The following is a 19,496-nucleotide window of genomic DNA, read 5'->3' on the forward strand; positions in this document are numbered from 1 at the left end:
GGCGCGTATGCGATGAGTGGGTGCACGCGGCGGCGGTGGTTTCCGGGGAATCGCGTGCGGTGTTAGCGTGGTGTGCACTTGGGGTCGGTCGAGAACGGGTCGGTGCAGCCGGCGATGGCCTTGCCGAGCACGGGGCTCATGGCGATCTTGGGGTTCTTGCCCGAGAACGAGGGCCTGCCGACCGCCTTGGTCACGCAGTCTTCGATGGCCTCGATCTTCGTGCCGACCTCCACGCGCTCCACTCGACCCTTGCTGGTGATGTGCAGGGTGATCTTGACCTTCTTGCCGATCCCGACCTTCGCGCAACGGCGCTTTACCTTGTCGAGGATCGCGCCGCCGAGCGCTTGGTCGTCGAGTGGGCGCGAGGACGAAGGTTGGGGGCGGGGGGATGGTGAGGTCTCGGCCGGGGGGTCGATGGTGGGGGAGTGGGATTGAGTGGATGCGTCGGGGTCGTCGATCGGGAGCTCGGGGTCGGGGACTTCGAGATCCTGCTCGGGGGCGGATGAGGTGGCGAGCTCGTCGGTGGGGTCGTCCGCGGGCGATTCCGAGGTCTCGGTCGCATCGGGTTCGCTGCGCTCGAGCGGCTCGGGAGGTCCCGAGGGTGGAGGCGCCTGCGCTTCGGTGGGCGGGGTGACCGATGTCGGCGCAGTTCGAGGCTCGGGTGCGAGCGGAGGTTCGTCCCCCGGTGGTGATGCGACCGCGAGATAGGCACCTGCGGCCGAGATCGCACAGATGCAGATCGCCGCGATCGAAGCGAACGTCCACAGGCGCCAGGTGCTAGTGGATGGATTGGGCGAGGCAATGGCCTGCTCGGGATCCGCAGTCGATGCGGAAGCAGCGGGCGCTGGCGTGGCCATGATCGCGGCGGGAGTTGGAGACGGAGGAGCTGGACTCGATGGGAGTTCCGATGGCTCCGCCTCCAAGGGCGTCGCGAGCACCACGGGGGACGGGCTAGCGTTGGTGGTGCCGGAGGTCGCAACCGGACTGGGCACGGTGCCCGACCGTCGCCGCAACACCACCGTGCCGCCTCGTGGCTCCGGTTCGGGCTCGTCCTCATCCACCGCACGCAGCGCGCGACCGAACTCGTCCATCGTCGGGTAGCGGTCGTCGGCCTTCTTCGCCAGCGCTCGCAACACCACCGCCTCGAGCCCGGACGGCACCGACGACTGCAGCTCGCTCGGCGGCCGCGGCGGCTCGTAGACGTGCTTGGTGATGATCTCGAAGGCACTGTCGCCCGAGAACGGCACGCGACCCGTCAGCATCTCGTAGGCCACGATCCCGAGCCCGTACACGTCCACGCGAGGATCGTTGGAGGAGCCGTAGGCCTGCTCGGGAGCCATGTACCGGGCGGTGCCGAAGATCTCCCCGGTACCCGTGAGGTTCTTGACCAGCACGCTGTCGGCACCGGTGATGTCGGGAGCGAGGATCTTTGCGATGCCGAAGTCGAGGATCTTCACGAAGTCCCGCACGCCGTCGCCCTGCATCACGAACACGTTCGCGGGCTTGATGTCGCGATGGACGATGCCCCGGGCGTGGGCGGCCGCGAGTCCGTCGGTGGCCTGCGCCAAGAGGTGCTGGACGCGGCGCCATGGGAGCGGGGCGTGGCGACGGAGGATGGTGTGGAGGTCGCGGCCCTCGAGCAGCTCCATCGCGAAGAACACCGAGCCGTCGGGGGTCTCGCCGAAGTCGGTGATCTGCACGACGTTGGGGTGGCGGATCAGCGAGGCGGCCTTGGCCTCACGCTTGAAGCGGTCGCGGGCCTTGGGATCGATGGCGAACTGGGGGGCGAGGACCTTGATGGCGACGGAGGTGCCGAGGCGGAGGTGCTGGGCCTCGTAGACCGTGCCCATGCCACCCTCGCCGAGGGGGTGGAGGATGCGGTAGCAGTCACCGAGGATGGTGTTGGCGAGGGCGGGGGGGTCGGACATGGTCACATGCATTGTCGAAATCAGGAGACGAACACAAACCATCGAGCCTACAATGGCGCCATCGCGCCAACCGACCAGCCACGAGACACCTCACCTGCCGACCGCGAGAACGGTCACCCCCATCACCCAATCGGGACATCAGAACATCTCTCACTTGACCAATGAAGTGTTACCATGGATCCTAACTCCTCGCCATCACACTCTCAGCTCTTCATCTCCAAAATTACTACCACTACACTTCGGAGACCCCGATGCCCCCCGCCGCAACAATCGGAGACCAACATCTGTGCCCAAAGACCACCCCCGACGTACACATCGGCGGCAAAATCATCGGCCCTGGCTCGCCGACCGTGAGAATCGGCGCTGCAAGAGCCGCTCGGGCATCGTTCTCGAACCTGAACCGAGAACAGCTCAGGATCCAGGATCCCGACGCAGCATCATTGATCGAGGACAACGCGGCTGCGATCCTCTCCGCGGCGAAGGCTTTCGAGATCGACCCAAAGATCCTCGCCGGCATTGTCTACGTGGAGAACTGGAGGAACGTAAACTGGACCGAGATCGTAGAGAAACCGTTGGGCTTCTATATGGAGACGGTTCCGATCCTCAACAAGCGCCCATCCATTGGCCTCGCCCAGGTTCAAACTCGAACAGCCCGATTCTTGGAGGAACAGAAATACATTCTACCCACATCCGGCAACGAAGGCGGCTGGACACTCAACCTCCCGTTCTTCGACGAGATCCCCATACATGGAACCGAGCAAATGGCTCGCGAGCAACGCCTTGAGGACAACGAATTCAACCTTCTCTACGCTGCAGCGTATGTTCGATACTTCGAGAACACTTGGCGTGAAGACTTCCCACAGATCGGAGAAAGAGCGGACATCCTGGGCACACTATACAACCTTGGCCACGAGAGCACGAGCCCCAACCCGACGCCCAACGCCAATGACTTTGGCCACGCCGTGAGCGACAGCCAGTTGCTGATGGCATTGCTCTTAGGGTTCCTTGTCGGCGACGGAGACCGTGCCATCTGCCACGGTTCTCTCGATCAGATCCTGACCGGCTCAAGTACTGTATTCTTCGATGGCCTCTCGGCGGCTCGTCTCGGCGATCTCTGTACACATGGTGGTATCGTCGTATCGGGATCGAGCACTGTCTTTATTGGGGACTAAACTCGACCCCGCCAGCCCCACGCGACCACACCCGCGCCAGCAGCCCCTTATGAAGCGACGGCACTTCCTTCATTATCATGATAATCGCTCATAGCGCGATGCGCTCACGGGCTCATCGAATAACTCGGTGGCCTCGGGAAGCACCACATCGCGGAACCGCGAACACCCTCGATCTCGCTGAAGCACCGCGTGTCCGTCACGTTGTGACTCGTGGCCGGCTGAGGTATTGCCCTCTACGGTTCGATCTCGGCTCCCCGCTCGAACAGCCCACTACGATCGTGGTCGAGGCCTTCACTTGGACCATGTCGAGAGCCGGGAGAGTCTGAGATCCGATCCTGAACCGCAGATCAGATCGGGAGATTTGGTGGTTCAGTTAAGCTTGATGACACTACCAGTGAGCACCATCTCGCCGTCAGCATTCTCGGCAATTGGACCCTTGGAATGAATGGTGATGTCGGTGCCTTCGAGCTTGATCTTTCCAGTGTCGTCCATCACGAGGCTCGACGCACCGCATTTCAGCTCGATCTTCGTCTGGACCTCGATCTTGTACTCCCCCGCAACCGGACCAGGAGGCGGCTTGCCGTCAGCGGGCGGCTTGATGTTCCCAACCGACAGATTCGAACCTCCGCCAACACTGACCGTCCGATTCGCACCCACACTGACGGTTTCGTTGCTCCCGACCGAGCGCGAGTGATTGTCGTTCACCACCTCGTCAAGGTTCTTCTGAGCGTGCAGGTAGATCTGCTCGCTCCCCTTCAAGTCCTCGAAGCGAAACTCATTGAACCCACCGCCGCCCAGGCTGCTGTTGCTCTTGATCGTGCTGGTGGTCTTCTTCTCCGGCAGCGGATAGGGCGGCTTGTTCTGGCCGTTGTAGACACAGCCCACCACCAGCGGTCGGTCGGGGTTGCCGTCGAGGAACTGCACGACCACCTCCATGCCGATCCGCGGCAAGAACCACGTCCCCCACCCCGTGCCGCCCCACATCTGTGCCACACGGACCCAGCACGACGACGTCTGGTCGAGCGGCGAGAGCCGATCCCAGTGGAATCGGACCTTGATGCGCCCGTGAGCGTCGGTGTGGATCTCCTCCCCGGCGGGCCCGGTCACGGTCGCGGTCTGAGCCCCATACACCTTTGGCTTGGTGGTGACGGCAGAGGGTCGAAAGACCGCCGTCGCCGGGATGCACTCGAACTCGTTCTGGTAGCGATTGCCGCGGGCCTCGTCTCCCTGCTCCTCCTCGGGACAGTCACCGCGGTGCACGACGCGGGTCAGCAGCAAGCGTGCCTCGGCCACGTCGGGATGGGGGTGATCACCGATCACGAACAGCCCCCCCGCCCGAAAGCCGGTGACGTTGGAGTCCCCCGTGCCCTGAGCCCGAGCGGCCGTGAGCATCTCGAAGGTCTTGCCCGTGTGCGGTGTCTCGTCCTCGTCGACCTCGGTCCCCTGGTAGCCATCGTCGCCCTGCTTGTCCTCGATTCGGCGTCGATCGTCGGGGATGTAGCTCTCGCGGGTTCGGCCGCGCTCGTCGGCCTGCTCTTGCTCCGCTTCGGGGGGGGCGTTGGGGTCGGGCCGCTTCCAGTTGAACTGCCTCGTGGTGACCTTGGTGATCGACTCGGGCCGCGACCACTCGAAGTGCTGGATGGACTCGGTGTCAGCGGTGTCGGGTCGGTCGGTGATGATGGGAACGCTGCCGTCGATGACCGACTCGACCTCGGGAAAGTCCTCGTTGGGCTTGGCCGGGGCCTGGTCGGCCAGGACCATCGTCTCCACCTGCTCGTCCTCCAAGACCTCGAAGTAGTAGGAGATGCCTTCCTCCTCCATCAGGCGATGGCAGAACTCGAGGTCGGACTCCTTGAACTGAACGCAGTAGTCGCGTGGCAGGTAGGTATCGTTGAGCTTGGAGACGTCGAGCTTGCGATCGTACTCGGCGAGCGCCGGCGCGAGCACCTCCTCGAGGATCTGCGGGACGGTGAGATCCTGGAAGACCCGCGTGTCGTTGCGCTGCGCGAGGGAGCGCAGCGCAGGGACCACGTGAACCCGCACCTTGAGTCGCTCGGATGCGATGCCGATCGTGTCCACGCGATCGATGACGCCACACACCCTGCGAAACACTCCGTTGCGCCCGTACTCGAGCACCAGGTCGGCGCCCAGCAACTCGTCGACATTGAACACGCCGTCGGTGTCCTCGGTCAGCATCTCGACCGTCATCCGATAGGGGGCCGAGATGACCTCCTCCAGCTCGAGCCGACGCACGTGCCAGTCGAGGTCGGGACCACCATTGATGGCGATCTCGTAGCTCACCGGGTCGATGCGCTTGCCCGGGATGAGCACGTCGAGCACCAGTCCCGCGACCGCCTTGGTCGCCTTCTCGACTGCGATCCGTGCGAGCTCCCCCTTCTTGCCCTCGAGGGACTCCTCGACCAGCCCGCCGAGCTTTCCCGCACCATAGCCCGCCGCCTCGGTCAGCAGCGACTTGGGTGATGCTTGCTCGGCGAGATCGCCCAGTACCGACCCCTTGCTCGACTGCACCTCGGCGAGCTCGTCATCGGGGGACATGCCATCATGGCCTTGCATGGTCATCGTGCTTCTCTCATGGTGTCGATGATTCGACCGCGTCGGGTGGAGTGGCCGCAGGAGATTGGTGCGTGTCGGAAGGAGGTCGTCCTGCAAGCATCAGACCGATGAGTATGCCGATGCCCGCCACCGCAAACATGGCGACGACCACCAACAGCTCCAGTCTGGCGGTCGATGCGGGCGGGTGCGGAGCGGGCCGGTGCGGGACGTTGGTGTGGACGGGGACCGCGCTCGCGCTCGCCGCGAGCGGGAGTGCCTGGGTCATCGCCCCAGGATGCAGTGGCTCGGGTGCCGCGGCCCGAGGCAACGGATGCTGCGCAGGAGAGGCCAGCACGGTGGTCGGTGCCAGTGGTGCGGCGGTGGGAGCCTGACTCGACCGACGGGCTCCGGGGTGCAACGAGGGCAGGCTCGGCGCACTGTTTCCGAGCACCTCGGTGGCATCGATCGGTGATGCTCGCAGAGGCAGCGACTGAGCATTCCACATCGCGGTCGCCTCGGCTTCGAGTGCTGGGGCCGACGACCGGGCGAACATCACCGTCGCACCTTCCTCCGAGTCCAGCTCCTCCTCGAGCGCGGGACGGGACGGGGACGGCTTCGGGGGTGCAACCACCACGGATGCGTTGGGCGGCCGCGGGGGCCCGTGCATCGACCTCGAAGGACGATGAGGCGGAGCCGGCACGGACAGGACTCGACGTCGGGTCTGCTCTTCCGCGCACGGCTCGACCTCGCCGCTCGCCGTGACCACCATCGCATCGAGATCCGTCGTGGGCGTACGGGCATCTGGTTGTCCGGCTCCACTCTCCTCGACCATGCGTGCACTCGCCGTCCCCATCACACACCAACCCAGAGCGCGATGCTCATGGGCTTATCACTGGTTTCTCCATGAGCAAATCGAATTCATCAGTTGCGACACCAACGATCCACATTGCGCATCAACGGGCCATGTTCGGCTTCGAAGGCGCCGATGGGCCACCGATGAGCAGCACGGATCAACTGACACGAACATGCCGTTGGCGATCGATCTCATTGAGCCATTGTTCATCGATCTGCTAGCCTGCCTTCGCTGTGACTGCTCCAAGGTTGCCCAAACGTGCCGAGGCGGGTGCCGTCATCGGTGGATACGAGCTCGTGCGAAGGATCGGCCGTGGAGGCATGGCCGAGGTCTGGGTGGCCCGCAAGGCGCTGGGCAAGAAGGGGAGCAAGTTCGTGGCGATCAAGCTGATTGCCGACCACTACGTGGGCGACGATCGCTACGCGCGAATGTTTCGCTCGGAGGCCGAGCTGGCGGCCGTGCTCAGCCACGCCAACATCGTGCAGGTGTTCGACGAGGGCGAGGAGGACGGCCGCAGCTTCCTCATCATGGAGTGGGTCGATGGGCTCAACCTGCTCAAGCTCGGGGCGGTGCTGTCGCTGCTCGACGACGAACACCGTCGGTTTCGGGTGGTCTCGTACATCATCGGGCAGCTTCTGCATGCGCTCAACTATGCGCACAGCATCACTTCGTTCGATGGCAGCCCGCTCGGGGTGGTGCACCGCGACGTGTCGCCACAGAACGTGCTGGTGAGCAACCATGGCGAGGTCAAGCTCACCGACTTCGGGGTGGCGTATCACAACTTCGAGGAGAGCTCGGGCATCCATGTCAAGGGCAAGGTCCGCTACATGTCGCCAGAGCAGCTCGCGGGCAAGACGCGCTCGCCCACGGTCGACCTCTATGCCGTGGGGGCGCTGCTGCACGAGCTGCTCGACGGCAAGAAGTTTCGCGGCGAGCTGGAGGATGGGCAGGAGCTGTTCACCACCGTGCTCTCGGGTCACGTTGCACCGCTATCGCGGCCGGCTCCGCCCGAGCTCGAGCGGCTGAGGCTGGCGCTGCTGCAGCCCGATGCCACGCAGCGCTTGCAGACGGCCGAGGACGCGATTGCCATGCTCAAGCGCTACCCCGGCTACGGCGATGCACGGGACGAGCTGACCAAGCTGTGCGGGAGCCTGACGGGGGTGGTCAAGCCGCGAGTGGGGCCGGGGCAGTCGGGTCAGATCGAGGCCGCCGATCAGCGGACCACGCAGTGGGGCGGGCGCAAGCGACCGCTGGCCACGCCCAGAGTGAACGTACCGACGAGTCCGCCGCCTGCGCCATCGAGAGCCGCGAGCGCACCGATGCGTCCTACCGGCTCGATCACGGCCATCAAGGCGAGCGCGGCGGCGCAGGCTCATCTGGCGGCGGCATCCGAAGCGTTGATCACGGGGCAGACGGAGTTCGTGCAGCCGCAGTCGCTGGCCTTGCTGGACGGGCCGACCGTGCCGCTCGGGTATGCGAGCAACCCGAGCCATGCGCCAACCGTGTCGGTGCGTCCGGCCGAGCTGTGGAACTCGGCGCCGCCGCCTGCCAACGGGGCTGCCTTGGCGCAGTTGCCCGCGCGTCCCGTGCTCGCGTTGCCTCCGGCAGACGTGATGGGTGCACCCGGTGCCGTGATGCCGCAGGGCTCGAGCCCCATTCCCACCTACGTTGGAGGTCAGCCTTCGCATGCGATCCCGGTGCAGCCGTCGGGTCAACCGTGGCTGGCGGCCACCGAGCGGCTCGTGACGTCCGAGACCTCGGGCGCGAGTGCGTACCCGGGCACCGAGGTCCTCGACGCGAGCATGTTGATGGACAACGGGGTGGGCAGCGGAACGGAGCAGGAGATCTGGCCGCCACGCCTCCCGGGCGATGGCACCGACACCTCGCGAGTGCGGCCCGGGATGCCTACGCGCGCGAACGATACGGTCAGCATCATGCTCCCCAAGCGCTCGGCCGTTGCCGCGATCGGAGTGGGGCTGGTGATGGTGGCGGTGATGTCGGTGGGGGTGACGGTGTTGTTGTTCTCGCGGGACGATGGGATTGAGGTGGCTGCGGGCACCGAGGCCGCGGCGAGCGTGGCGGGGGCGGCGGAGCAGGCGGAGGCGGCGGAGGCGAAATCGGAGGCATCGGAGGCGGGGAAGGCCGTCGGGGAAGAGGATGCGGCGCGCGAGGTGAAGGCTCTCGTCGAAGGCGAAGGCGAGGGTGAGGGTGAGCAGAAGCAGGATCGGGATGCCGAGGACCCGGACGATGGCCAGGACGTGGTGGTGGACGAGGCGAGCGATGAGGGGGTGGATGACGACCAGGAGATCGGAGCGGACGCAGGCACGGAGGAGGAGGACTCTCCGGATGCGGACGAGCCCGCGGCGGAGACTCCGAAGCGGGTGGTGAGCAAGTCTGGTGAGGAGGACGAGAAGCCGCAGCCGAGCAAGCCGGTCGTCAAGACATCCGTGAGCATCGGAGGAAGCAGTGTGTTCGACAAGGCACAGGTGAAGATCGCGGGGAAGGTCGGCGGTATGGGGAGCACACTGAAGGTTCCGGTGGGCCGCAAGTCGGTCTCGTGGCGCAAGAACCCGAAGGAACCGTGGCGGTTCGACGGCATGTATCCGTTCGAGAAGGATCGCAAGGTGACGATCTTCATCACCCCGGGTGGTCTCAACTTCAAGTGAGTCGAGGTGAGTCATGGACGTTGCAACCGACATCACCAATGCGAACATGTTGCCGGCTCGACTGCCCAAGGGGTTCGAACTCGAGGGCTATGTCGTCGACGGATGGCTCCGCGACGGGGGCATGGCTGCGATCTATCGCGCGCGCCGGAGCTCCGACGATCGAAGGGTGGCGCTGAAGCTGCAGCTGCCGTCGACCGCTCATGACGAGGCGATCGGGGCTCGCTTCGACCTCGAGGCCGAGCTGATGCGACGCACGGCCGACGGAACCCACGTGGTCGAGCTGCTCGACGCGGGGGTGCTCGATGACGGGCGCCGGTTCTTGATGATGGAGTGGGTCGACGGCGAGGACCTCGAGGAGCTGCTCGACTTCAGCCGCAATCAGGACCAGCGGCTGTCGCTGACGCGCGCGTGTCGAATCGGGCGCGACATCATGCGCGGGCTGGCCGAGCTGCACGGGCACGGGGTGGTGCACCTCGATCTGAAGCCGGCCAACGTGATGGTGGGGCACCGCGACGATGGAGGTGATGCGGTCAAGCTGGTCGACTTCGGGATCGCGGCCGACTTGAAGGAGAAGGCGGCAGCGCCCGCGGCAGGCGATGCAGGTGGCGGCAAGAAGAAAGGGGTGATGGGGACTTCGGCATACATGCCACCCGAGCAAGTGGCGGGGGAGGCGAGCAATCCTTCATTCGATCTGTATGCGTGGGGCGTGCTGATGTTCGAGGTGCTCTCGGGGAGCTGCCTGCCGCCCGATGGGTGGTCGGTCGAGACGCTGCCGCGGCTGGAGACGCTGCGGCGTGGGGTGCCGGGAGAGCTGGTCGGGCTGGTGCGGAGCTGCATGGATGGGGATCCGCAGCGGCGGCCGGAGTCGGCGGAAGGGGTGGTGCGAGCGCTCGGGCGGATCATTCGGATGCTCGAGAGTAGCGGCGGGCAGCGGGCGATGAGGGAGGAGGACGTGCCCGTGCGTACCGGCGGGACGCAGGTGGCGGTGCGGTCGGAGATGTTCGCGGCGGTGGGAGTGCCGGGAGCGGCACATGTGGCGACGGCGGCCGAGGTGGCGGCGGCGGCGGGCGGAGCGGGGGCCGATTTGGCGGGGGCGATCGATGTGCCGGAGGCAGCGGGCGTGCCGGGGATGCCGGAGCAGCGACCGCAGTCGGGGGTGGTGGCGGCGACTGGTGGTGCAGGCTCGGGGCCGGTGCCTGCGTCGAGCGCTGCGGCGGGGCGACCGGAGTCGGGGGTGATGGCGGCGGCCGGTGGTCGCGACTCGGGGGTGGTGGTGGCGGCGGCCGTGAGCTCGGGCGAGGCGCAGGTGTCGGGGGTGATGGCGGCGGCCGGTGTTCAAGACTCCGGTGCGGTGGCGGCTGCCATGGTTCCGAGCGGGGTGCAGGCGTCAGGGGTGATGGCGGCGGCCGGTGCTCGCGAGTCGGGTGCGGTGGCGGCTGCCATGGCCTCGAGCGGGGCGCATGTGTCGGGGGTAATGGCGGCTGCGGCCGTGCTCGAGTCGGTCGGTGCAGCGACTCCGGCCCGGACTGGAGACACGGAGATCGTGCAGACCGGAGGGCTGCAAGCGGCCCTACGGGAGCGGGAGCAAACGCCCGCACGTACGGGGCAGACCGAGGTGGTTCTGACGCATGAGGAGGTGCTGCGGAGGTCTGGGATCGTTGCGATGCCGACGGCCGAGATGATCGCGGAAGCGATGGAGCGGCTGGCGGCAACGGATGAGGTGGAGGAGGAGGTGCGGGGGCGGAGGCTGCGGGGGCGGTGGCTGAAGTTCGGGAGTGCGGCGGCGGTAGTGCTCCTGGCGGGGGTGGCCTGGCTCGGGCTGCGCTCGAAAGGCGATGACGACGGATACGAGACACTACCGGCGGATGAGCGAAGTGGAGCGATGGTCGAAACCGCTGCGGAGGGCAGGCAGCGGGAGCTGATGAACCGGGGTGGCTACGAGCAACCCGACGGGACAGCAATGAACGAGGAGATCGTGCCCGACCTGGGCGCTCCGCAGGAAGGTGCCCTTTCGGATGCCGCGAAGGCTGGCGGCGGTGACGCAGCGAGCACGGAGAGCGGCGGCAGGGGCCGAGATGTGAGCGCTTCCTCCGCAAGAGGCAAGTCGGGGCACACCTCGGGACCCAACGACCAAGAGTGCGCGAAGATGCGGGTAGCAGCACTCAGCGCCAAGAGCCTGAGATCGTGGGACAGAGTGCTGCAGGCGACGTCGAAGCGCAGCTGCTGGGCGGCGGGGGAGCTACGGATCGAGCGAGTGCGACTGCGAGTGGAGGCGTACGCGGAGCAAGGGATGTTCGCGAAGTGTGTGAAGGAAGGAAAGAAGAGCAACGACCGGGAGGTGTTGGCGCGGGTCGGGCTCTGCCGGAAGCGGGTCGGGGGGTGAGCCGGAGCGGCAGCGCCGGGGTCGCGAGACCATCGAATCGTACGACAAGCGAAGAGCAGGCCAATGCATTCAGCATCGTCGTCTTCTCGCTCCGAGTTGCTCGGCAGATTGGTGGTGAAGATAGACACCCGGCCCAGGGAAGCCGGGACACGGAAACCGTCGTCAGTCTTGTGCTTCGTAGAGGTGCGCTCCAGCATAATCAGGTGTATTGCTGACATTAGGACGGCTGGTGCCAAAAATATCGACAGCAGGGTCGCCAGTGTTCCACCGAGCGACATCAACGAATATGACGGCTCCGCCCGGGGTTAGGGAGAAGTCGCCTTGCGCAATGCCATTGAACCATCCAAATTGCCCTCCACCGAACCCCCCAACTTCTTTGTTACCTGGATAGTCGTCGGTCTCCACAGCGCTATTCGCCACGCTCACGCCATCACACAAGATTGACTCTCCACCAGTATTGAGCAAGATTGAGTTACGGACATCTACCAATGGCTTCCCCACCACACTAGAACATTGCAGCGCGTGCGTCCCATCACCACCATCACTCCCAAGGCCCGCAATAATCGTACTGAACACTACAGTTGCCACCGTGTTGAAACCATTCACCTCAAGCGCCTCTGAACCTTCCTGCAGCCCCCCAACGAAGCAATTTTTGAGTGTCAGCTCTGCTCCATCGTTGACTTCCACCCCACCTCCAGAATTGTTAACGATGTGACTTCTGTCTACCCACACGCGGGCTTGGGTTCCATTGATATGCACCGCCGATATAGGGCTGACGCCGTTGGAGACCGACAACCCCTCGATGATGACCGTGCCATTGGTCACGGCCAACTGAGGAAAATCGTCATAGCCATTCCAGCTTGGAAAGCCGGGGTCCATTGCCAAGATCCCCAGTACACGACCGTCGCTAATCAACAGGGAGTCGGCGTAGCTTCCGCTGTGCACGAGAATGGTTCCTCGTTCGCCAGGGCCAAAGCTTTCGGCAGCAGAGGCGATCGACAAGAATTCCTGGCTGTTTCCCACATGTACCACCGCATCTGCGGGCAAGCAGACACCTTCATAGAAATTGCAGGCCGCTTCGCCGCACGTAGCGTGGGCGCCGCAGAGTGTCAGGCAGGTGTTGGTGTCCTCGTCGCAGCGTTCCGTGTCCTCGTTACAAGCACCATGCTCCCCAGATGTGCATGACACGCACGTTCCGCCCAAGCAAATCGGTTCGTTTTCACGTCCTGCGCAGGCGTCAGGATCGCCTTCGTCACAGGGAACGCACTCGCCTTCGATACAGGTAGGTGCTTCAGCCGGGCACCCCCCACAGTCTGACGCTCCCGAGTCGGCGGTTGAATCCGGGGAATCGCCCGAACTGTCAGAGGTGCTCGTACCATCGAAACTCTCCAGGGAGGCCGTACCGTCGCTCGCCACACCCTCCCACCGGCACTCGGGTGGTGGCAACTCGTTGGTGCAGCCATCCGCCTGTGCGTGGCAGATATCGCAATAGGCGCCAACATCACGCTCCACGCATGTCATGTCTCCATTGTGGTTCATGCAATGGTTCGGGAGATCATACTGGCAGGCGGCGCCAATGCCGAAACCAGCCAGCGCTCCGAGAGGAATGAGGACTCGAGTAGTGTGCATCGGGATTCTCCTTCAGAAGTGACGAACGAATGAAATACCTGCCTGCCGCGACCCAAACGTCGGGGCCGCGGCAACAGCACGTTTGCGTCCTTGGATGGCTTCGACAATGAGCAGAGAGACACCAGCGCCGAGCGCTGCGGCACCCACTGCAATCAGGGCGATGCCGGGTGGCTGCAGGGTGTAGCCCACTCCATTGGGATGCTCGCCACGCGTGCCATCGCGCTGGAGCACCAGGGCCGTCCCGGTAGCCAGGGTGCCCGCACCCACCGCCGCCACCGCAATCGCCATCGTTTGGAATCGGGTCGGTCGGCGAGCGTGATCGGAAGAACCGGGGCGTGGCTCGTTCGCTGCCTCTAGCGCGCGTTTGCTCGGCGTCGGGACGACTGGTGGGGGCGGCGACGGTAGCGTCGTCTGGCGTAGTTTGTCGACGGCCCATTCGATGCGCTCGTCGACCAGGTCGAGCAGTCGCTCGCCGTTGCACTCGCATCGCAACGGCCCGCCGGCGCCCTCGAGCGGCGCACCATCACGCATTGGGATCACGGAGATCGCGTAGTCGTAGGTGACGCCGCTGATCGTCACCGAGACCCACTGCTCGTGAGCAGCGGACGTTCTAAGCTTCTCGGCGAGGTCGGGGTTGCGGGCCTCGATCCACTCCTTGATGAGCTCACCATCGTCGACGGAGGACTCGACTGCGATGTGGAGCGGGCTCGAGGAGGGCGCGAAAGGAGAGGTGGTGGGGCCTGGAGCCGCCAGCGCAGGAGGCATCCCGCTGCCGACGGCGAGAGCCAACGCGAGGATCGAAGACGACATGGTGCTCACGAGACGACGTGGTCGCGTCTTGTGGTAGGTCATTGGAGGGCTCCGGTGTGGACGAGCATGCGTTGCTCGGGATCAAGGACGTGCGCACCGACGTAGTCAGGGGTACCGTCGACGTTGGGTCGCTGGGTGCCGAGGATGTCGATGGGGGGATCGCCGGTATTCCACTCGGCGAGGTTGGCGAAGACATCGGCGCCGGCTTCGGTGAGGGTGAAGTCGCCGATGGTGAGATCGGTGAACCAGGACTCCCAGTCGCTCCCAACGTTGTAGACCCCGATCACGCCTTGCTCGGAGGCGCAGTGGTCGAATGTCGCAACGCATCCGTTCAGGGCCAAGGGGGTGTCGTCGGTACCTCGCTTCAAGAGAATGGAGTCAGTGATAGTGGCATGACCCTCGCCTTCACACTGCAACGCTCGCACGTCGCTCTGCTCGCGCGCGATGACTGTGCTGCTCGCGATGGTTACCTTTGCGTGCTCGACCCTGAGTGCATCGTCGCTGCCATCGTCTCCGTGGTACGTATCAACGTCACCCACGAAGCAGTTCCGCATCATCAACTCCGCGCCCTCTCGTACGAGCACGCCCCCACCGACGTTGCTCACGATGCGGCTGCGGTCGATCCACACGTGCGCCTGCGTGCTGTCGAGTTGCACCGCGTGCTCCGTGGCGATGCTCCCCGCAATGGATAATCCATCGATGATCACCGTGCCGTTGGTCACCACCAACTGCGGGGCACTCGGATCGGAGGGGCCGATCCAGACCGGACGCTCGCCGTCATGGGCGAGGATTGCCAACACGACGCCGTCGGTGAGCTTGATGGATTCCACGTGAAAGCCACCATGGAGGATGATCGTACCTCCCACTCGCGGCGCGAGGCTGACCATGGCCTCATCGATACTTCCAAACAAGCCCGGGCCTACTCCCACGTGCACCACGGCGTCCTGAGGCAGGCAGGTTTTGTCGAACAGATTGCAGGCTGCATCGCCGCACTGTTCGTGCGCCGTGCACGACGAGCACTCGTCGTCTCCTTGACAGGTCGGCGGTTCGCGTCCGCAAGAGTCCACGTCACCGGTACACGGCACGCATCGCCCGTCCACGCAGACCGAGAGTACTTCGTCTCGTTCTCGACACGCCGCATCGCCGTTCTCACCTTCGGTGCAGGTGATGCATCGGCCGTCATCGCAGATCGGTCGATCATCGAGGCACTCGCCGTGTTCGAGGCACTCGATCATCGGCTCGTCGCTTTCCGACGTCGAGGACTCGTCGAGCTCGCCCGGGCCCGTGATGCTCGTCGCCTCGGCTGCGCTCGTGCTGCCGGTCAGCTCCCCCTGGCCGACGCCCGTCCACTGGCAGCTCTGTGCCGGTCGCTCATTGGTGCACCCTTCGTCCACGGTCGAGCAAATGTCGCAGTAGAGCCCGGCCCGCCGCTCCGCGCAGCTGAGATCGCCGTTGTGGTTGGCGCAGTGGTTCGGGATTTCATAGCGGCATGCGATCCCGATGCAGCCGATCGAGATCACGCCGAGCAGGAGGATTGGCTGAATGGCTCGCATCGATGGTGACTCCTAGAATCGACGTCCAAGCGACAGACCCGCGTGCTTCGACCCGACCGCAGGGGTGATCGTGGGCGGACGATTGCTGCTACGAACGACGCCCGCAACGAGCAAGGCGATTCCGCCCGCAACGGCCGCTCCACCCGCAACGACCAGAGCAACGCCTGGCGGCCGAGTGGTCACGAAGTACGAGCCATCGTGACCGAGTGAACCCCGACGCTCGTTCGGTCTCGAGAGGAGTTGGACCCCCAAACCGACCGCGGTCACGCCGAGCACGGTCGCCGCAATTCCTACGTACTGCGGGGGCCTCAGCGTACGCGGGCGAGCATCGCTGCGTTCGGGAACGATGGGCTCGTGGACGCAGGGCGGCGGCGATGGTTCGTTCGTGGCCTGGGCGATCTCCTCTGCGGCCGCGTCAATGCGCTGGTCGAGCAAGTCGAGGAGTTGATCGTTGTTGCACTCGCATCGCAGCGGCCGGCCCACGGCTCCCACCGGCTTGCCATCGCGCATGGCCACGATCGTGACGTCGTATGCGTAGGTGGTGCCTCCGATTGCGATCGAGATCCACTGCTCGTGATCGCCAGAGGACCGGAGTCGGCTGGTCACATGAGTATTGCGTTCGTCGATCCACTTCTTGAGCAAGCTCGCATCGTCCACCGTCGGCTCGACGATGATGCGAAGCACGCCAGTCGGGGGCTTGCGTCGAGGTGCGCCGGAGGGCGGGTCGAGGGAAGGCCTGGGGTAGCTCGGACGAGGATCGGCGCTGGGCGATGGAGTCGAAGGCGCGACGAACTCATCGGCGATCGGCTCGGCACTAGCACGAGTACCCACCCCAAGGGTGAGGGGGGTCGCGAGAGCACCAAGGAGCGCGCCCTGGCGGTGATGCGCGAGTCGTTCGTGGCTGCGGTTCGCGTGCATGGCTGGTGGTCGGGTGACGCCCTAGGGAACGAAGATGTGGGCACCGGCGAAGTCGGGCATCCCGTTGCCAGGACGGGGAGTGCCCAGGATGTCGGTGGGAGGATCGCCCTCGTTCCACACCGCGATGTTGGCAAAGACGGCGGCACCTTCGCCGGTCAGGGTGAAGTCGGTCGTCGTGTCCGTGAACCAGTCCAGACCATCGGTGTAGGAGTCAACCTTGGTATTCCCCGCGTGGGCGAACTCCAATGCGGAGTAGTCCAGGCCCGCGCTATCGCACTCGGCGCCATTGTCCGCAGGACCTGTATCGAGCACGATGGAGTTCTTCAACTGAATCAGAGGATTGAGGGGAAACGGGGAGCACTGCAGAGCATGTGTGCCGTCGCCATCATCACCCCCGCCGCCCCCGATGAGCGTGCTGTACGACACCTCGACGACCGTGCCGACATCATCGACCTCGAGCGCCTCCACATTTGGCAGCACTCCGCCTACGAAGCAATTCCGTACGGTTGCCTTGGCCTGTTCCTCCACCAAGATCCCGCCGCCAGCGTTGTCCACGATCCGGCTCCGATCCGCCCATAGCCACGCGGCGAGCCCTCGCACCTGCACCGCCGGTTCTCCTCCGCCGTTTCCCGAGATCGACAACCCATCCATGATGAGCGTACCGTCGGTCACCAGCAGTCGAGGCGCGCCTCCAGGGTCGCTCAAGACCGGTAGATCTCCCGGGTTGGCCAGGATACCGAGCACCTTCCCTTCATCGATCGTGATCGGCTCGGCATAGGTGCCCTGATGCACGATGATCGTGCCGCGCGCTCCCGCGTCAAAGCTCGCGACCGCATCTGCAATGGACCCGAACGTCTGCCCGGGTCCCACGTGCACCACTGATTCCACCGGCAGGCACCCTTTCACGAACATGTTGCACGCCACACCGCCGCACTCGTCGTGCGTGCTGCACGACGTCAGGCACGTATGAGTGGCCGGGTCACAGACCTCGGCACCCTCGCTGCATGCCCCGAGATCGTCTTCCGTGCAAACCACACAGCTACCACCCAGGCACACGGGCTCGTTTCGTCCTCCGCATGCCTCGGTGTCTGCTTCGTCACAAGGAACGCACTGGCCATCGACGCAACTCGGCGCATCGGCCGGACAGGGCTCACACTCGACCGGCGCATCGTCTCCCGATGTGGACACCACGCCGATCGTGTCCTCGCCGTCGAGGCTCGTGATGTCCGACCCGACACCACTCTCCTCGCTCGTGCTCGTCGTGCTTCCTTCGCCGCCGGTTCCATCCGGCGCGTGACCTACGAAGTGGCAGTCCTGCGAAGGCATCGCATCGACACACCCGTTGTTTTCGAGGATGCAAATGTTGCAGTAGTTTCCACCCAGACACGAGAAGTCGCCATTTTGATTGGCGCAGTGATTGGGCACCGGATATGTACAGGCCGCACCAACGCACGAGCCCGCAATGGTTCCAACCGACAGGGTGAGCAGTATGGCTCGCATGGATCTACTTTCCTCCAGGCCAGAATCGACGAACGAGAGCCGTAGGGTCAAGGGATGTGGGCGCCTGCGTAGTCGGCCATCCCGTCGCCGGGGCGCGGGGTGCCCAGGATGTCGGTGGGAGGGTCGCCATCGTTCCATACTGCGATGTCGGCGAAGACTGCGGCACCCGCCATGGTAAGGGTGAACTCGGCAAACGGGTCCACGAACCAGTTCGAAGCAATCTCGTACTTGCTAACTTTTCTGTTTCCCGTACGGTTGAACTCGAGAGCATTATTGCTTAGAACAGCGCTATCACACTCACCGTATTTATCTTCGTCATGCGTATCGAGCACGATGGAGTCTTTCACACGAACCAGAGGATTAAACGGAATCCCGGAACACTGTAGTGCATGTGTGTCGCCAGCACCGTCCGAGCCACTGCCCGCAATGAGCGTGCAGTAGGACACATCCACTGCCGTGCCGACATCGTTGATCTCAAGGGCCTCCACATACGGCCACACTCCGCCCACGAAACAGTTCCGTATAGTTGCCTTGGCTCCTTTCTCCACCAAGATCCCACCACCAGCGTTGTCCACGATCCGGCTCCGATCAGCCCACATCCACGCACCGTTGCCTCGAACCTGCACCGCCGGCACTAGTGGTCCGCTACCCGAGATCGACAACCCATCCATGATGATCGTTCCATCGGTCACCAGCAGTCGAGGGGTCCATCCAAAAAGCACGCTCAAGATCGGAAGATCTCCCGGGCTGGCTAGGATCCCCAGCACCTGCCCCTCATCGATCACTAGTGACTGCGCATAGGTCCCTTGGTGCACGATGATCGTGCCCCGCCCCCCCGCACCGAAGCTGGCGACCGCATTCGCAATGGACCCAAACGTCTGCCCAGGCCCCACGTGCACCACCGAATCCATCGGCAGGCAGACCCCCTCGAACATGCTGCACGCCGCTTCACCGCACTCCTCGTGCGTACTGCACAAGGTCAGGCACGTATTGGTACCCGGGTCGCAGACCTCGATGCCCTCGCTGCATGCCCCGAGGTCATCCTCCGTACAAGACACACAGCTACCCGCCAGGCACACGGGCTCGTCCCGCCCAGCACATGCCTTGGGGTCTCCTTCGTCACAAGGAACACACTCACCATCGACGCAAGTCGGCGCATCGGCGGGACACGGCCCGCACTCGACCGGCGCCTCGTCGCCCGACGTCGACGGCACGCCGACCGTGTCCTCGCCATCGAGGCTCGTGACGTCGGGTCCGACGCCGCTCACCTCGCCCGTACTCGCCGTGCTGGTACCTTCGCCGCTCGTTCCATCCGACGCGACGCCTGGAAAGTGGCAGTCCTGCGACGGTTTCGCCTCGACACACCCGTTGTTCTCGAGAGTGCAGCCGTCGCAGAAGCTTCCGCCCTGGCACGAGAAGTCGCCGTTTTGGTTGGCGCAGTGACTGGGCACCGAATAGGTGCAGGCCGCAACAATGCACGAGCCAACAATGGTCCCGACCGACAGGGTGAGCAGTATGGTTCGCATGGGTC

General features: G+C 64.6%; 11 protein-coding genes. 4 read left to right on the forward strand and 7 right to left on the reverse strand.

The annotated features are described in order from the left end of the window. Positions 1-62: 62 nt before the first annotated feature. Positions 63-1,928: a serine/threonine protein kinase gene (locus tag OEB96_RS45060; protein WP_266223190.1), complete on the reverse strand. Its 1,866-nt coding sequence runs from the start codon at positions 1,926-1,928 to the stop codon at positions 63-65. A 251-nt stretch (positions 1,929-2,179) separates the two neighbouring features. On the opposite strand from OEB96_RS45060, the gene OEB96_RS45065 reads away from it, so the two are divergent. Beyond that, positions 2,180-3,100, forward strand: coding sequence for a PAAR domain-containing protein (locus OEB96_RS45065; protein WP_266223191.1), 921 nt, complete (start codon positions 2,180-2,182; stop codon positions 3,098-3,100). A 369-nt stretch (positions 3,101-3,469) separates the two neighbouring features. Here the strand turns inward: OEB96_RS45065 and OEB96_RS45070 are convergent, their stop codons facing one another. Beyond that, positions 3,470-5,680, reverse strand: coding sequence for a type VI secretion system Vgr family protein (locus OEB96_RS45070; RefSeq protein ID WP_266223192.1), 2,211 nt, complete (start codon positions 5,678-5,680; stop codon positions 3,470-3,472). Between the two features lie 113 nt (positions 5,681-5,793). On the opposite strand from OEB96_RS45070, the gene OEB96_RS45075 reads away from it, so the two are divergent. From OEB96_RS45075 to OEB96_RS45085, 3 genes are all read left to right on the forward strand, one after another. Further along, on the forward strand, positions 5,794-6,045 hold the full coding sequence (locus OEB96_RS45075) for a hypothetical protein (RefSeq protein ID WP_266223193.1): 252 nt from the start codon (positions 5,794-5,796) through the stop codon (positions 6,043-6,045). Between the two features lie 757 nt (positions 6,046-6,802). Next, the gene (locus OEB96_RS45080; protein WP_266223456.1) at positions 6,803-9,172 is read left to right on the forward strand and encodes a serine/threonine protein kinase; all 2,370 of its coding nucleotides are present in this window, start codon (positions 6,803-6,805) and stop codon (positions 9,170-9,172) included. Positions 9,173-9,185: 13 nt separating this feature from the next. Further along, positions 9,186-11,555: a serine/threonine protein kinase gene (locus OEB96_RS45085; protein ID WP_266223194.1), complete on the forward strand. Its 2,370-nt coding sequence runs from the start codon at positions 9,186-9,188 to the stop codon at positions 11,553-11,555. 162 nt (positions 11,556-11,717) lie between these two features. Here the strand turns inward: OEB96_RS45085 and OEB96_RS45090 are convergent, their stop codons facing one another. The 5 genes from OEB96_RS45090 to OEB96_RS45110 form a co-directional block, all read right to left on the reverse strand. Next, positions 11,718-12,602, reverse strand: a complete 885-nt coding sequence (locus tag OEB96_RS45090) for a hypothetical protein (protein WP_266223195.1) — start codon at positions 12,600-12,602, stop codon at positions 11,718-11,720. Between the two features lie 594 nt (positions 12,603-13,196). Beyond that, on the reverse strand, positions 13,197-14,036 hold the full coding sequence (locus OEB96_RS45095; RefSeq protein ID WP_266223196.1) for a hypothetical protein: 840 nt from the start codon (positions 14,034-14,036) through the stop codon (positions 13,197-13,199). After that, positions 14,033-15,547, reverse strand: a complete 1,515-nt coding sequence (locus tag OEB96_RS45100) for a hypothetical protein (protein WP_266223197.1) — start codon at positions 15,545-15,547, stop codon at positions 14,033-14,035. The genes OEB96_RS45095 and OEB96_RS45100 overlap by 4 nt, the downstream gene beginning before the upstream one ends. 939 nt (positions 15,548-16,486) lie before the next feature. Further along, positions 16,487-17,965, reverse strand: coding sequence for a right-handed parallel beta-helix repeat-containing protein (locus OEB96_RS45105; RefSeq protein WP_266223198.1), 1,479 nt, complete (start codon positions 17,963-17,965; stop codon positions 16,487-16,489). Between the two features lie 47 nt (positions 17,966-18,012). Then, the gene (locus tag OEB96_RS45110; protein ID WP_266223199.1) at positions 18,013-19,491 is read right to left on the reverse strand and encodes a right-handed parallel beta-helix repeat-containing protein; all 1,479 of its coding nucleotides are present in this window, start codon (positions 19,489-19,491) and stop codon (positions 18,013-18,015) included. Positions 19,492-19,496: the final 5 nt, after the last annotated feature.

Source organism: Paraliomyxa miuraensis (assembly GCF_026337845.1).
In the GTDB taxonomy this organism is placed as follows: domain Bacteria; phylum Myxococcota_A; class Polyangia; order Nannocystales; family Nannocystaceae; genus Paraliomyxa; species Paraliomyxa miuraensis.